At 59.6% G+C, this 15,022-nt stretch carries 17 protein-coding genes; 8 read left to right on the top strand and 9 right to left on the bottom strand.

The annotated features are described in order from the left end of the window. Positions 1-22: 22 nt before the first annotated feature. The 4 genes from AC13RC_RS02820 to AC13RC_RS02805 all read right to left on the bottom strand — a co-directional run bounded on the left by AC13RC_RS02820 (position 23) and on the right by AC13RC_RS02805 (position 3,333). Positions 23-1,420: an ATP-binding protein gene (locus AC13RC_RS02820; protein ID WP_488556428.1), complete on the bottom strand. Its 1,398-nt coding sequence runs from the start codon at positions 1,418-1,420 to the stop codon at positions 23-25. Then, the gene (locus AC13RC_RS02815; protein WP_069616084.1) at positions 1,410-2,081 is read right to left on the bottom strand and encodes a response regulator transcription factor; all 672 of its coding nucleotides are present in this window, start codon (positions 2,079-2,081) and stop codon (positions 1,410-1,412) included. The genes AC13RC_RS02820 and AC13RC_RS02815 overlap by 11 nt, the downstream gene beginning before the upstream one ends. A gap of 123 nt (positions 2,082-2,204) precedes the next feature. Continuing rightward, positions 2,205-2,459, bottom strand: a complete 255-nt coding sequence (locus AC13RC_RS02810) for a hypothetical protein (protein ID WP_075852053.1) — start codon at positions 2,457-2,459, stop codon at positions 2,205-2,207. A gap of 565 nt (positions 2,460-3,024) precedes the next feature. Further along, positions 3,025-3,333, bottom strand: coding sequence for a Dabb family protein (locus AC13RC_RS02805; RefSeq protein ID WP_488556427.1), 309 nt, complete (start codon positions 3,331-3,333; stop codon positions 3,025-3,027). A 152-nt stretch (positions 3,334-3,485) separates the two neighbouring features. Here AC13RC_RS02805 and AC13RC_RS02800 point away from each other — a divergent pair, with 152 nt between their 5' ends. Continuing rightward, positions 3,486-3,815 carry an MmcQ/YjbR family DNA-binding protein gene (locus AC13RC_RS02800; protein ID WP_488556426.1) on the top strand — a complete coding sequence of 110 codons (330 nt, stop codon included), beginning with the start codon at positions 3,486-3,488 and terminating at the stop codon, positions 3,813-3,815. On the opposite strand, the gene AC13RC_RS02795 is transcribed toward AC13RC_RS02800, so the two are convergent. Beyond that, positions 3,793-4,281, bottom strand: coding sequence for a YcgN family cysteine cluster protein (locus AC13RC_RS02795; protein WP_113330850.1), 489 nt, complete (start codon positions 4,279-4,281; stop codon positions 3,793-3,795). The genes AC13RC_RS02800 and AC13RC_RS02795 overlap by 23 nt on opposite strands. 202 nt (positions 4,282-4,483) lie before the next feature. Here AC13RC_RS02795 and AC13RC_RS02790 point away from each other — a divergent pair, with 202 nt between their 5' ends. The 3 genes from AC13RC_RS02790 (at position 4,484) to AC13RC_RS02780 (ending at position 8,011) form a co-directional block, all read left to right on the top strand. After that, the gene (locus AC13RC_RS02790) at positions 4,484-6,667 is read left to right on the top strand and encodes a transglycosylase domain-containing protein (RefSeq protein WP_488556744.1); all 2,184 of its coding nucleotides are present in this window, start codon (positions 4,484-4,486) and stop codon (positions 6,665-6,667) included. Positions 6,668-6,882: 215 nt separating this feature from the next. Next, on the top strand, positions 6,883-7,470 hold the full coding sequence (locus AC13RC_RS02785) for a DUF1214 domain-containing protein (protein WP_113330798.1): 588 nt from the start codon (positions 6,883-6,885) through the stop codon (positions 7,468-7,470). After that, positions 7,463-8,011: a DUF1254 domain-containing protein gene (locus AC13RC_RS02780; protein ID WP_113330797.1), complete on the top strand. Its 549-nt coding sequence runs from the start codon at positions 7,463-7,465 to the stop codon at positions 8,009-8,011. Before AC13RC_RS02785 ends, AC13RC_RS02780 begins: the two co-directional genes overlap by 8 nt. 180 nt (positions 8,012-8,191) lie before the next feature. Here AC13RC_RS02780 and AC13RC_RS02775 read toward each other — a convergent pair whose 3' ends face one another. Beyond that, positions 8,192-8,359: a hypothetical protein gene (locus tag AC13RC_RS02775; protein WP_167459816.1), complete on the bottom strand. Its 168-nt coding sequence runs from the start codon at positions 8,357-8,359 to the stop codon at positions 8,192-8,194. A gap of 524 nt (positions 8,360-8,883) precedes the next feature. Between AC13RC_RS02775 and AC13RC_RS02770 the strand changes: the two genes are divergently transcribed. Further along, positions 8,884-9,090 carry a hypothetical protein gene (locus tag AC13RC_RS02770; RefSeq protein ID WP_113330796.1) on the top strand — a complete coding sequence of 69 codons (207 nt, stop codon included), beginning with the start codon at positions 8,884-8,886 and terminating at the stop codon, positions 9,088-9,090. Between the two features lie 430 nt (positions 9,091-9,520). Beyond that, a complete protein-coding gene (locus tag AC13RC_RS02765) occupies positions 9,521-10,537 on the top strand; it encodes a DUF2336 domain-containing protein (RefSeq protein WP_488556425.1) in 1,017 nt (338 codons plus the stop codon). A gap of 7 nt (positions 10,538-10,544) precedes the next feature. On the opposite strand, the gene AC13RC_RS02760 is transcribed toward AC13RC_RS02765, so the two are convergent. The 3 genes from AC13RC_RS02760 to AC13RC_RS02750 form a co-directional block, all read right to left on the bottom strand. Continuing rightward, a complete protein-coding gene (locus AC13RC_RS02760; protein ID WP_069616307.1) occupies positions 10,545-10,904 on the bottom strand; it encodes a DUF1491 family protein in 360 nt (119 codons plus the stop codon). A gap of 97 nt (positions 10,905-11,001) precedes the next feature. Next, the gene (locus AC13RC_RS02755) at positions 11,002-12,027 is read right to left on the bottom strand and encodes a peptidoglycan-binding domain-containing protein (RefSeq protein WP_113330795.1); all 1,026 of its coding nucleotides are present in this window, start codon (positions 12,025-12,027) and stop codon (positions 11,002-11,004) included. After that, positions 11,999-13,552 (bottom strand): sensor histidine kinase, encoded by a 1,554-nt coding sequence (locus AC13RC_RS02750; protein ID WP_488556424.1) that lies wholly within the window; start codon positions 13,550-13,552, stop codon positions 11,999-12,001. Before AC13RC_RS02750 ends, AC13RC_RS02755 begins: the two co-directional genes overlap by 29 nt. A gap of 453 nt (positions 13,553-14,005) precedes the next feature. Here AC13RC_RS02750 and AC13RC_RS02745 point away from each other — a divergent pair, with 453 nt between their 5' ends. Together AC13RC_RS02745 and AC13RC_RS02740 are read left to right on the top strand one after the other, a co-directional pair. Then, positions 14,006-14,470, top strand: coding sequence for a DUF5330 domain-containing protein (locus AC13RC_RS02745; protein WP_113330793.1), 465 nt, complete (start codon positions 14,006-14,008; stop codon positions 14,468-14,470). Positions 14,471-14,599: 129 nt separating this feature from the next. Then, entirely contained in the window at positions 14,600-15,022 is a 423-nt protein-coding gene (locus AC13RC_RS02740; RefSeq protein ID WP_092710230.1) for a SufE family protein, read from the top strand.

Here is a 15,022-nt window from a genome sequence, read left to right as displayed (position 1 = left end):
CTTTTTGGCATCATGCCGTTCCTCACGCAACATCCTTCGTCAGGCCCGGCAAAATTAGGCTCGCGCGAAGCCCGCCCCAGCTGCCCCGGGAGAGCTCGAAACGGCCTTGATATTCATTCGTGATCTCGCTGACGATCGACAGACCGAGACCGGTGCCGGGCTTGCTCTCGTCCAGTCTGCGCCCACGTTTCATGGCTTCGCGGATCTGATCCGGCTCCAGCCCTGGGCCGTCGTCTTCAACCACCAGTTCCACCCAATGGCGCCGCGCCGGATCGATACCCTTGACTTCAGCAGGCGCTTCGTTTGCAACCAGACGCACCTTGTGTTCGGCAAAGCGAGCGGCATTTTCGAGGAGATTGCCGACCGTCTCCTCGAGATCCTGCTGCTCCATGGCGAGCGCCAGATTGGGCGAGACGGAGAGTTCGAACTCCTTGTCGGCGTTCAGCCGCCGCATGACGCGGACCAGCCGCTCCAGCGCCGGCTCGGCTTCGGTGCGTGCCAGCACGGATTCGCGCTGGGCGGCGATGCGGGCGCGATTGAGATAGGATTGCACCTGCCCCTGCATCGCCTCGGCCTGGTTCTTCACCAGATCGCCATGCGAGCGCTCCAGGACACGGGATTCATTGAGGAGAACAGCAATCGGCGTTTTCAGCGAGTGCGCGAGATTGCCGACCTGCATGCGGGCCCGCTCGACGATACGCCTGTTGCTGTCGATCAGCGCATTGATCTCATTGGCAAGCGGCAGGATTTCACGCGGAAAATCGCCCTGCAGGCGCTCGCTTTCACCAGCGCGGATGCGCCCCAGTGCCGCGCGGGCTTTATCGAGCGGCTTCAGACCGTAGAGAATGGCGAGCGCATTGACGATCAAGCTTCCGACGCCGAAGCCGACGAGCGAGAAATAAAGGCTATGGGAGAAATTACGGACATCGTCCTCCACGACGGCAATATTACCGGTGACACGGAAGCGTGCAGCACGGCCATCCGTGTCGAGTACGACCTCGGTTTCGGCCACCTGCACGCGGTTTCCGAAGGCGTCGGTGACAATGTAAGAGCGCTGGTATTGCTTGTCGAAGGGCGCTTCCAGCACCGATAGCACCGGCAGGCTTGAAGCGCCGAGCGACGGCGAGACCAGCGGCGTCGCGGTATAGGTACCGAGCGGCTCGACCATCCAGTACCAGCCGGTCTTCGGCTGGGCGAAGCGCAGGTCACCGAGTCTCGGATCACCCACTAGCGCGCCCTGGTCGCCGATCGTTACGGAGTTGATGACACTAGAGAGCTGCGCCCGCAACAGATCCTGAAAGCCGCGCTCGGCGTTCTTGCGGTAGATATCGGAGATGACAAGCCCGATCACCACCAGCGCCACCGCCGACCAAAGCGTGGTCAGCAGCAGGACGCGAGCGGTGAGCGACTTAATTCGCATTGGTCGGAGCTTGGATGCGGTAACCAAGGCCACGGACCGTTTCGATCAGATCGACGCCCATCTTCTTGCGAAGGCGTCCGACAAAAACTTCAATCGTATTGGAATCACGGTCGAAATCCTGATCGTACATATGCTCGACCAGTTCGGTGCGTGAGACGACCTCGCCCTTGTGATGCATGAGATAGGCAAGCAGCCGATATTCATGAGACGTAAGCTTGAGCGGCTTGCCGTCCACGGTCGCCTTCGAGCTCTTCGTGTCGAGCCGCACCGGGCCGCAAACGATTTCCGAAGAAGCGTGACCCGCGGCGCGGCGAATGAGCGCGCGGATGCGGGCAAGCACTTCCTCGACGTGGAAAGGCTTGGCGACATAATCGTCCGCGCCGGCGTCTATGCCTGCCACCTTGTCGCTCCAGCGGTCGCGGGCGGTCAGAATCAGAACGGGCACGGTGCGCCCGGCGCCGCGCCATTTTTCAAGCACGGTGATGCCATCCATTTCAGGCAAGCCGATATCGAGGATGATCGCGTCATAAGGTTCGGTGTCTCCGAGAAAATGCCCCTCTTCGCCATCAAAGGCCGTATCGACCACATAGCCCGCCTCCTTCAAGGCCTCGGCAAGCTGGCGGTTCAAGTTGATATCGTCTTCGACTATGAGAATGCGCATCTCTGAATCCAATTTCCCCGGTTCGAGAAACAGTACTGTAAATCACGCTGCAGTGGAATCACGGAAACAATAAGATTTTGTGTGAGATTCAAGGCTTTAGGTTGGTACCCACATGCCCTGGCATCACATCGGCACCTTCATCGTCACCTTGCGCGGGCGCTGCCCGTTGCCCTGAACGAGAACGGTGATGATGCAGCTGTCGCCGGACGGCTGTGCGGAAAGAAGCTGGCCACCGGTCTTGGCGACGACTTCCTCGGCTGCCTCGCTGCAATCGCTGTTGGCGCGCGCGACCAGGGTCGACGTCGGCGCTGGCGCCGGCAGAACAGACGAGCCGGCCAGGACGAGGGCCGCTGCTGCTATGCTTGAAAATGAGGCCATGCTTCGGACTTCCCACAGGGATATGAACTTGGCCGATTATTTACCCAAACACGTCTGAATGGCAAATGAATGGGCTGTAATTTTCGGCCAGCCGGGCGCAGGGGTCGTCCAGAGGATTTTCTAAGCATTTGAAATTGTTGAATGTGGATCCGCTGCAGCGTGATGACAGCAACCGTCTGTCGCTCCAGAACGCGGCATCGATACAATCTATCGGCGACATGCGTGGATCGATGCATGCCCGGCTTCGCGAGCACTACGCGCGGAGCCGCCAGCTCAGCCATTTTTAATCATTCTTACTTATCATCGGTTCATGTCGGCGAGATGAACCGCGCCCTCCCGTGGCCGATGCAACTGGCCTGGAGACGCCTTATCGGCATAAGGCGTGATGATTTCCCTGAGTCCTTTGAATCGCTTGCCGCGATTTCCTCTCAAATTGAGTCCGGAGCTTCAAAAGTTGATTCAAGAACCTCAAGCCGAGAATCCGGTCGCGGACAATCCGATTCCGCTTGCATGCTCAATCCATTGAAAGGACTGGCGGGAAATAGTTCTGCACCGCGCCCGACATTCAGAAAGGTTCACGGACGGCCGTCGCCGTCTCGTAATCTGCGGCAATGCGCATTTCGCGTAGCGGCCGAACGCGCTCGATGGAGCGCTGGTAATTCGGATGGGCCTTGTAAGCCGCCAATGCCGCCTCGTCGTCGAATTCGCCGTAGACCACAAGATCGACTTCGGTTCCGAGCTGATCGGTCTTGACGTTCGTGCCGATCTCCAAAAGCCGCGCATACGGAATGGCCGTGAGGATCGAGAGGCCGGAACGGACTTCCTCAAGCTTGGCGCGATCGGGAACGGTAAAGAAGACGATATGACGGATCACGCGGCGGCTCCTTGTACATATGCGAGGGCACCGCGCGATACCATGTGGACAGGCTCAATTCAATAAACTCACCATCTCGTCGTAGAACCGTTTGGTCGCACCCACTTCAAGCCTCCATTTACTGCATGGAAGGAGATGATACTGTCGCGGCCATGACCGACGAGGAGCTTGCATCCCTCGCCCTCGGCTTGCCTGAAACGGCAGAGGGCTCGCATTTCGACACCCGTGACTTTCGCGTGCGGGGCAAAATCTTCATGACACTTCGCGGACCGGATTTCTGCGTCGTCAAGCTGACGCCCGACCAGCAGCAGATGGCTTCGGCCATCATGCCAAGGCATGTCGCCGTTGTGCCCGGCAGCTGGGGCCAGAAAGGATGGACGCGACTTTTCCATCGCGATGCCGGAAACGAGGAGATCAAAAGGCTCTTGCGCCAGGCTTGGCGAAATGTGGCGCCGAAATCTATGGCTTTGCCGGAGGATTAGGCATCATGTCATCCTCGATGGTCAGCGGCCAGTCGACGACATAATCCTCGAAATCGTCAAGATCGACATCATTCTCGCTGACGGTGCGCCCTTGGGCGGAAACACCGGCGATATGCACTGTTTCCGGATCGCCCGAGATCAGCGGATGCCACCAGTAGAGATCGCGACCCTCGTTGACGAGGCGATAGGCGCAGGTGGGCGGGAGCCATTCCAGTTCCGGAACCTTCTCCGGCGTCAGCTGTACGCAGTCGGGCACGAAATCCCAGCGGTTCGGGTAGCTGGTGCAACGACAGCTTTCGCCGTCCATCAGCTTGCAGCGGATCGAGGTGAAATAGACGTCGCCGCTATCCCACTCCTCGAGCTTGTTGAGACAACAGAGGCCACAGCCGTCGCAAAGGCTTTCCCATTCCGACGGGCTCATCTCCGCCAGGGTCTTGCTTTTCCAGAAGGGTATCTCGTCTGTCATCATCGTCGTCCTCGCCACCCGGCAAAGGGAATTCGGGCTGCGGCATGCATGTCTCTTGTTCTTTTCTCTAAATCAACCAATTATTCAATTAGCCGTTCTATGAGATAATGGGCTTTGCGTGTGCCACAAGGAGACACGCGGCAGTAATGTGGTCGGGAAGTAGAGCGTGGAAGACCCATCCAATCCACAAAACGGGCCGAAGATGGAGCCCGAGACGCCTAAGGATAACGGGGCCGAGAAGCCGCGGCGTCGCAAGCGCTATTTCTTTTTGCGCCTTGATTCATGGATCGACTCCACTTTGTGGAATGCAGGCTTCGGTCTCGCCGAGGCATGGGAGGAGATCACCATCTTCTTCCGCCGCTTCCGCGTTCGCGGCTGGAAACGCGTCTTTTTCGAACTGCTCGGTGAAGGCCTGACGCTGGGGACGGCCGGCTCCGTCGTCATGCTGATGCTCGCCATGCCGGCCTTCGAGGCGACGCAGGGCGACTGGCGCAACCGCGGCAATTTCGCCGTCACCTTCCTCGACCGCTACGGCAACGTCATCGGCCATCGCGGCATCATTCACGAGAATTCCGTGCCGGTAGACCAGCTGCCGGACTATTTCATCAAGGCGGTGCTGGCGACCGAGGACCGGCGCTTCTTCGACCATTTCGGCATCGACGTCATCGGCCTGTTCCGCGCGGTCACCGTCAATGCGCAGGCCGGCGGCGTCGTTCAGGGCGGCTCGACGCTGACGCAGCAGCTTGCCAAGAACATCTTCCTCAGCAATGAGCGCTCCATCGAACGCAAGGTCAAGGAAGCCTTCCTGGCGATCTGGCTCGAGGCCAATCTCTCCAAGAAGGAGATCCTGAGCCTCTATCTCGACCGCACCTATATGGGCGGCGGCACCTTCGGCGCAGCGGCGGCGGCGCAATTCTATTTCGGCAAGAGCATCACTGACGTCAATCTGGCGGAAGCCGCGATGCTCGCCGGCCTCTTCAAGGCGCCGGCAAAATATGCGCCGCACGTCAACCTGCCGGCGGCGCGCGCCCGCGCCAACGACGTGCTGTCCAATCTCGTGCAAAGCGGGCTGATGACCGAGGGACAAGTGATCGCCGCGCGACGCAACCCGGCTTCGGTGGTCGACCGAGCTCAGATCGAATCCCCGGATTATTTCCTCGATTGGGCCTTCGATGAAGTGCAGAGGCTTGCTACGCGGTTCCCCGAGCGCTCGCTGATCGTGCGCACCACCATCGATATGGGGCTGCAGAAGGCGGCGGAGGATTCGGTTCAATCCAGCCTGATGGAGTTCGGCGAGCGCTATAAGGCCAAACAGGGCGCCTCCGTCGTCATCGAAAATGGCGGCGCTGTGCGCGCCATGGTCGGCGGCAGCGACTATGGCGAAAGCCAGTTCAACCGCGCGACCAAGGCGCTGCGCCAGCCCGGTTCGTCCTTCAAGATCTATACCTATTCGGTCGCGATGGAAAACGGCATGACGCCCACCTCCACCATCGTCGATGCGCCGATCAGCTGGGGCAACTGGAGCCCGCATAATTACGAAAACCGCTACGAAGGCAAGGTGACGCTCACCCAGGCGCTGACGCAATCGATCAACACTATCCCCGTGCGGCTCGCCAAGGAGAAATTCGGCATTCAGCCGATCCGTAACATGGCCAAGGCCATGGGCGTGGAAACGCCGATCCGCAACGACAAGACCATTCCGATCGGCACATCGGAAGTAACCGTCCTCGATCAGGCGACAGCCTATGCGGTGTTTCCGGCCAACGGCATGCAGTCGCGCCGCCACGGCATCGAGCAGATCACCGGCTATGACGGCAAGGTGCTCTACGATTTCGGCCGGGACGAGGCGCCAGCCAAGCGGGTTTTGAGCGAAAAAGCCACGTCATACATGAACCAGATGCTGACGCAGGTTCCCGTGATCGGCACCGGCCGCAAAGCAGCCCTCGACAACGGCATCGTGGTCGGCGGCAAGACCGGCACCACGCAGGCCTATCGTGACGCCTGGTTCATCGGCTTTACCGGCAACTACACCTGCGCTGTCTGGTTCGGGAATGACGACTATACCTCCACGAACAACATGACGGGCGGCACGCTGCCGGCCATGACCTTCAAGAAGATCATGGATTACGCCAATCAGGGCATCGTGCTGAAGCCGATCCCGGGCATCACCAACCCCTTCCCCGTGCAGAAGCCGCAAACAGTTGCGGCCAAGAAGCCCGCCGACCCCGCCAGTAGCGCCCTGCCGCCGCTGGCGCGCCCGCGCTCGCTTTCGGTAGACTCCACGAATATCCTGCGCGATATCGGCGAAAGGCTGAAGGCGGCGACACCGCTCGGCGCGCAGAAGGTGGCGACGGCGGAGCATCGCAGCATGACTGCGCCTGAGTGACCAACCCTCCCGGAAACTGTACTGCAACGCGAGGCAGGTGACGGCGGCAAACCTGCCGTCGAATTGAAGGATGGAAGCCGGCGTTTTGGATGCCCACTGCCGTTCCCGATCTTGCCTATTGTTCCGAAGACAGCCGTAAATAGTGGCTTGCCCTTCCCCCTACCGCCAGAATCAGGAATAAATCGACACTGATTTGTCACGAGGACGATCCTAGGGTGTTCCGAGTTCCCCTTCTTGTTGCGCTTTCGCTTGTCATCGCCTTTGGCGGCGGTATCGTGTTCACGCTTCTGGCGTTGGATGCCACCTCCGGCTTCGGCGCGATCAAGCTTGGCGCCTGGCAGGCGTTCCCCGAAACGCAGACGGCGGATGCGGACCCTTATGCGAAATCGCATCGAGCACGCGCGGGGCGTTTGCTGTACGGCACAGCCGAGGGGCTGGTGTTTACCGCCTCCGACGATGACAGCAAAGCGCGGCTGACCGCAAATTGCACCTACCGCATCAGCGGCCAGACGCCACCGGCAAGGCTTTGGACCCTCTTTATCGCCGGCAATGACGGCCGGCCGATCGAAGATGCTGCCGGTCGCCCTTCCACCATCAATTCCTGGGTGGTGCTGCGCAAGCCGGATTCGACCTTCAACATCACGGTTTCATCCAGTCCCCAGGCGGGCAACTGGCTCGCCCTGCCGCCATCTGGCAATTTCCGCCTGGTATGGACGCTCCTGGATTCGCCGGCGGCCAGCAATTCCGGCCTGATCGATCTCGGCATGCCGAAACTCGAGAAGATCGGATGCGGCAATGTTTAGATTCGTCTTCGCGATCCTCACCGGCCTATTCGGCGCGGTGCTGCTGCATATCATCATCATTCTGTCGCTGCCGCATTTCTCCGATCGGGACGCCTATACGCGTGTATCGGACGAGGGTGACGAAAATCATTTCTACATGCTCGACAACAAAGATGACGATGCGGGGCTTTCCAATACCGATCCCTACATCCGCACGGCCGTCTGCGCCTTCGACATCGAGGATACGCCCGTTCATCTGACCGCGAAGGGCAAGGTGCCGTTCTGGTCGCTTGCCATCTATGACGCGGCATCCAATGAAGTGTTCAGCATGAGCGACCGTACGTCGGTCGGCGGAACGCTAGATTTGCTGCTTGCATCGCCTGTCCAGCTAACTGGCATACGCAAGGCACTGCCACCCGCGCTTGCCCAATCGATCCTGGTGGAAGTGCCGCGGGCTCAAGGCTATGCGGTGCTGCGCACCATGGCGCCGCAAGCAAGTTTCGACGATGCGGCGCAAGAATTTCTCTCCGAGGCCGGCTGTGACGAATTCGACAATGGCTGAGATCTTTTGGAGCTGAGATCTTAGGAGCTAAAATCTTTGGCTGAAAACCCCGGCTCCAGAATTGTACTGCGGGAAGCTGGCGGCTCGTGGCGAGTGGCGCCAGCAAGCGCTATTCGGCTGGATTGCAGCGACAACTGGCAGGCGCGAAAACTCGCCACGCACTCGCATATGTTGAAGCGCTTACTTTCCCTTTGCCCGCTTCGGGCCTGCCCCGGGGCGATGCGTTGGCGTATCAAGATGCTCGTAACGTACGCCGGTGAACAATAGTATCTTTGCCTCCACCGGTTCCTTCTGGGCGCGCGGCGGCAGGCGCAATCGCCAATCCGAAAGAGATATGATCTTTGCCATTCTCGTCTCCATTAACGTCTCGAGACGGATGAACCTGCGACTTGATTTCACCCTGCCCGCCACTGAAGCGGACTAACGCTCCCCTCCATTCCAGCCTTTGTTTTGGGCTTCAATGGAGGCATCCGCGCCTTCTCACGGCATTTCCCTTACACCGTGGCATGAGCACCGATTTTTCGGCTTCCATGCTGTCTGTACACTCGATCACATTCTGCCAATGGCTGCTTTCAAGCGGAATTCAGACATATCGCAGTTAACAGAATGCTAATTCTCATCGCTCGTCATTCTCGACATCACTCGTCATGCTCTATTAACGCCGTGACGGCGGCTTTGGTTTCATCGGCTGTTGAAAAATTGCGGAACGCGCTTTTGCCATGAAAACGAGCAATATCATGCTCTTAACTCAACAGACGATCCGGCGGGCACATGGAAAGCGCGAATACCACGTTGCAGAAAAGCGTCACACAAATATTATTTGCGCTCACGAAAAATTAACGTAATGTAAGGTCGTAATTCGAGGGCAATCAATGTTTGCGGCGGGCAGTTCCGTCTTTTCACCGGAGGACGTCACCGTCTTGCGCGATGCGCTGGATGGGTGGTGCCTGGAAAAGCGGATCGATATTAGAAGCACGGAAGCCCAGTTCGCGGCCACGGCGGCAATCGGCCTTTTTCAATCCGGCTACAACACCTCGGAAAAGCTGCTCGCAGCCTTGCGCGAGCATAAGGGCATCTGAAGAATCCCACCTGCATCAAGAAGCCGGATCTCCGCTTTTGCAGCGAGTGACATCGCTTTTGACTATCTCCACAACAGAAGCACTCATAGGTTGAATTTGCCTGTAAGCACCTATGCCCAGAAAGGTTTTCCACAGGTCCGCTTTCGCCCCAAACTGCCGTCCATGCGGACAAAATGCGGCTGCACTCCTCGCGCAAGCTTAACGCGCAATTTTTATTTGGATTTTAATAAAGTTTTCACGAACCATTAACCCTGCCGGCCTTAGTCTTTGGCGAAAGCCAGATAAGGACGACCGTGTCCATACCCGTTTCGACAGTCATCATCGAGGTCGCTCTCTTTATCGAAAGAGTCGTCCCGTTCGACTGGAGTGAAGCAAAGCGCAAGCCATGGTCGACCTTCGGGCTCCCTGCTTTTTTGTTCGGCGTATCAGTATGGGTGTTGGCGTGCGTGATCGGTTTAGAGACCTTGAAGAGCCTGCGACTGTCCGCAAGAAGGACGTGGTTCTGATGGCGACGATCACCAGCTTCGAAGGCATGGGCCATCCGTCCAAATCGGAACTTCGCCAATTTGCCGAGCTTTTCACCCCCGTTTTCCAGGCATCTTCGGACGAGGCAAAGCGGCAGGCGGTTGCCGCCCTCTCCCAATGTGAAACCGTGCCCCAGGCAGTTGCCCTGTTCATCGGCTGTCAGCCGATCGCCATTGCCGCTCCGTTCCTCACGAGTTCGCAGGCGATCGACGACGATACACTCATCACCATCGCTCGCACGCAAGGGGCCGCTCATGCCCGAGCAATCGTCCGCCGCTCATCCCTTTCCCCCAAAGTCATAGACGCACTTGTCGGTCTGCATCAGGCCGAGCCGGAACGCGGCATGACAATGCAGGAGCAGCCAGCTGATGTAATTTCATCGCAGGCCGAGGCGGAAACCGAACGGCGGTCACGCGAAGAAATCCTGCGCCAGCAGATCAAACAGGCTGCGCGCCATCTCAACCGCGATGACAGCGACCGGCTCGGTCTGCGCAGCCTTAGCGAGACGCAGGAAGCGCTGCTCGTCCGCTTTGCGCGCGAGCGCGATGCGGTGCAATTCGCAACGACGCTCGCCGATGCCCTCTCCTCCAGCTACTGGCTTGCTGAACGCATCCTGCTCGACACTTCGGGGCAACAGCTCGCCGTCACGCTCGTCAGCCTCGGCATGGGCATCGCCGATGCAGTCTACTCGCTGGAGCGTTTCTATCCGCATCTGTCCGAACGACATGGCAGCGTCAGCCGGGCATGGCTGGTGCTCGATGATATCGACTCGGAAGAGAGCCAGGCGCGCGTCGAGGCATGGCGCCGCGCCGACAGTTACACCTATCTGCCGCAGGAAAAGCCGGCGCAGCGTCCTGCAGCGCCGTTGTTCGGGGCAAAATCAGGTCCTCTCCGCGAATTGCGTGTCGCAAACCGTCGGTAAAGACGGCTCAATCCAGCGGATTGGCGCGGAAACCGGCCAATGGGACGATATCGGCGATGTCGTCCGTTTCCAGTTCGACGATCCATAAATCAGGATCGAATTTCAGCTCGCGATCAAGGGTTTCGCGGATTTCCTGCGGTTCCTTCCGCTCGATGCGGATCTCGAAGAGCCGCGTCCCGCTCTCCTCCTCATCGAACAGGCTCTGCGGTGCCGGCGCATAAAGGGTTTCCGATCCATCGCGGAAGCGTTGGCGGATGAAGATCGCGCCAGCCTGCTCCTCGCCCTTGTGCTCGACAGCGGCAAAATCCCCACGCGCAAACAAGCGGCGGACAAGGGCGGAAACAAAGATGTCGCTGCGCAATCTCATGCCCGAGCTATAGCGATGCATGCTCGCCAAGGCAATTGAAGCCGCCTGCAGCGCGTAGTCGTCACCAGGTTTGCGGCAGAGGCCTGTACCGCGGGCTTCAGAGCGCGCCGATATCCTGCAGCTTCTTGAGGACCGCCATATTCGGTTCGCCGGTTTCCGGCAGGCGATAGTGCTTCTGGAAGCGGCGGATCGCTGCCTTCGTCTGCTCTCCGGCTACGCCGTCGATGCTGACATTGCTATAGGCGATGTTGCTCAGACCCTTCTGGATCTGCATGACCATATTGACCTTATTGACCGCATCGCTGGGCGTTGCTTTGGCCGCTACCGCGCCGGTCTTCAGGTTCTTTTCGGCATTCTGTATGGCGGCAGCAACCGGGTCGATCGCATCCGCCGTGGCGGAAACGTTGACGGGGCGCTCGGCGGGGACGGCAGCCGTCGCATTCGCTCTGCCGCTAGCCGGCTGTGCAGCAGCGGCATTGCTGGCCTTGAGGGCGGCAAGAAGCTCCGGTGTCGGCGTACCGGTCTGCGGAAGACCAGACGCCTCCTGGAAGAAGAGGATGGCCGATGTCGTGCGCGATCCCGGCTTCCCATCGGCTGCGCCATCATAGAGGCCGTGACGGATGAGTTCAGCCTGTACATCGGCAATCAGTTTCGACGGCGCGCTGGACGATTGTGCTGCGACCTGGCCGGTTGACGACGGCGGGGCAAGATCGGCGGCCGAATCCTGCCTTTCTATCCGAAAGGTCGTTACATTGCCGGCATCGGCCTGTTGCGCGTGCAAGAAGGATTTGCGGCCGGGAATCTGGTAGGGAGACGCGGGATCGCGGGTGCGCAATATGGGCGATGGATGTGCGCCCGTCTGATACCAGAGCGCGTTGGCGGTGACGAAACCGAAAACGCCGAAGAAGAGTGCGACACCGCCGGCAATGGCGGGATGACGGCCGACTGCACTGCCGATCAGAGCGGCGAGCGCGCCCGCACCGCGAAGGCCAAGGCCGCCCAGCGCGGTGCTGCCGCGCAGGCTCAGGCTGCCAAGGGCAACCGCACCACGGGAGGCCAGGCCGGGCTGCTTGCGCTTGCCCCTTCCTCTTCCCTTAGGCGATTTTCGCTTTTGCGGGGCCATTCATCAGTTCCTTGTTTCGCCCTTCATCTATCTCCATAGTATGTTTCAGGCGCGGCGGAAAATCGACAGGGCGATTAACATCCACAGGCTGCTGCATCGTTACGGCACCGGAGCCGTCGAATGGAATGAGGATGGTGATGACCGTACCCTCGCCCGGCGCGCTGGCAATCGAGAAGTTTCCGCCATGAAGGCCGACGAGGCCCTTGACGAGCGACAGACCGAGGCCGGTGCCGGCGTAACGGCGGGTGTAGTCGTTCTGGATCTGCACGAAGGGCTGGCCGAGCGATGCCAGCCGTTCGCTGGCAATGCCGATGCCCGTATCGCCGACCGACAGCTTCAACATGCCATCGGCCAAGGCCGCATCGATGGTGATCGCGCCGCCCGCATCGGTAAATTTGATGGCATTGCCGACGAGGTTGATGAGAATCTGCTGGATCGCCCGCTGGTCGGCGACGATCTCGCCGAGGCCGCGCTGGATGCGGCTTGTCAGCGTCAGTCCCTTTTCCTTCGCCTGCAGCCCGAGCATTGCTTCGCATGTCGCAATGGTGTCCTCGATCGCGAAGGATTCGAGCAGCAATTCATAGCGGCCAGCCTCGATCTTGCTCATGTCGAGCATGGTATTGACGACCGACAGAAGATGGGCACCCGACTGGCGGATCAGGCCGACATATTCGCGCTGGCGGTCATTTTCCAGCTTGCCGAAATACTCGCCGCTCAGAATATCGGAAAAGCCGAGGATGGCGTTAAGCGGGGTACGCAGCTCATGGCTGACGGCAGCGAGGAAGCGCGACTTGGCATCATTGGCCGATTCCGCCTCGGCCGCCTTGCGCGCCGCATCCTCGCGGAGCTGCTGGTCCTGAGAAATATCGCGCAACTGGCTGACGATTGCCGTCAGGCGCCCCTCGCCATCGCGGCGCGCGGTCAGCTCCATGCGCACATGGACGAACTGGTCATCACCGCCGACAACCGCCGAGCGTTCCAGGCGCAAATCGGCGCTATGGGCATCCCTTCCCTGGCGCAGTACATCGATCGCCTGCAGGAAGACGATTCTGTCTGAGACGTGGATCTGCTCGACGAAGCCACGCCCGACGGGGTCGCTCATCCAGCTCAGAAATTCCGCACGATCGCGACCACCGACTGTGGTCACATTGCCCTGGGGGTCGAGCAGCAGGACGAGGCCGAAGGCCGACTCCAGCATCAGATCGTGGTGCTCGACGACGACGGCCTCTGCCGGGTGGAGGGCAGGCCGCTGACGCGACAGCGCGATGCTGCCCACGGCCGAAAAGAGGAAGGCGGCGCATACCGTGGCCACACCGGCAGGCAGCGCCACGGCCGGGCTTGTAACGAGGGAAAGACCGGCCGGAACGGCAAAGAGCGCGACGGAAGAAGCAAGCGCAAGCCGGCGCAGGATCGCCAATTCCTGCCCACGGACTTCGCCATCCCCGCTCGTCCGGGAAAGCCAGCTTCGGCCTACCCGGTCCACGAGGGCTACAGCCCCGACAGAAATGTCACTCAATACGCGCACACTACAACCCGTCAAAACGGTCACTTATCGGACTGCACAATAGGCCCCGCCGACTTAAGGAAAGAATAAAGAAGGAACGCTGAGGACGGCTGAAAAGGGCTCAAAATCCCGTTTTGACGCAGAATGAAGGACCTTTGTTTTTTGTGGTTAACAGCGGGTAAGCAACGGATTTTATTCGTATTTCTGCCGCGCGTTAACTTTTGCGGCAAGGCTTGCATCCGCAAACCCCTGCATATCAGGCGGATAGGGCGAGACATGCTTAACAGCAATCGCTACAATTTGAACCAAATGCTGGTCAAAGTCGGAAAGCTAAAATTTGAATCAAAATTGCAGAAAATGCTGCCGACTTTTGAAAAGCGCTGTTGTCCTCTGCCAGATAGGGTTCGAACCAGATCGGACGGGCAAGTCCGAATCGGCGATCGAGCCGAGCGACAGAGAGGATGGGGCTAGGCGATGTGGTTTCTGATTAGAGCAGGGTTCTGGTTTTCGCTGGTTCTCATGTTCCTGCCGATCTTTGCAAAGCCCGAGGGTGCGCCGCGGCCGGCAGGTGAAGCGACGCTGCAGGTTTCCGATGCGATTTCGGCTGCATCGGGCGTCGTTCAATATGTCGGCGCCATGTGCAACGAGAAGCCGGATGTCTGTGCCAAGGGCGGCGAAACGCTGACGGCGCTCGGCTATCAGGTCGGCGACGGCGCTCGCGTCGCCTACGACATGCTCGGCCGTCACTTCAAGGATCAAGCCGCAAATCCGCAGGCAGCTGCCGCAACGGCTCACACGGGCACCGATCAGGTTGCCGCCATGGCGCAGCCGATGCCGGCCAAGCGCATCACGGGTACAGAAACGGCCGACGCCGTCGTTACCGGCACGGTCAAGCTGCCGTCCTCCATTCCGCTGCCGATGCCGCGCCCACATATCTGACATTTTTTCCATTGGCCCCAACTTCAGCGCCGCCGCCCCCTATGGTCGGTGGCGTTCTTTGTCGTCCCGGGTTCAAATCGGGCACCGTTTCGCCTATATCCAAGACAATGGACAATCTGGACTGCTGCAATGACACCGCTTGAGAAGATCATCGAAGACTTTTCCTTCCTGGACGAATGGGAGGATCGCTACCGCTTTGTGATCGAGCTCGGCAAGGCGCTGCCCGACCTGCCGGAGGAAAAGCGGACTCTGGAAAACAAGGTACAGGGCTGTGCGAGCCAGGTCTGGCTCGTCACGCATGCATCTGGCGATCCGGACAATCCGATATTGACCTTTGAAGGCGATTCGGACGCGCATATCGTGCGCGGGCTGGTGGCGATCGTGCTTGCCACCTATTCCGGCAAGCCAGCTTCGGAAATTGCGGCTCTCGACGCACTCGATGTCTTCGGGAAGATCGGGCTGGTGGAGCATCTGTCCTCGCAGCGCGCCAACGGATTGCGCTCGATGATCAAACGCATTCGCGAAGAGGCTCGTGTCAGGGCCGCGGCATAG

The organism is Martinezella sp. CNPSo 3890 (genome assembly GCF_057784455.1).
The sequence above is the reverse complement of the archived record's forward strand: the minus strand, read 5'-3'. Positions and strand labels throughout refer to the sequence as shown.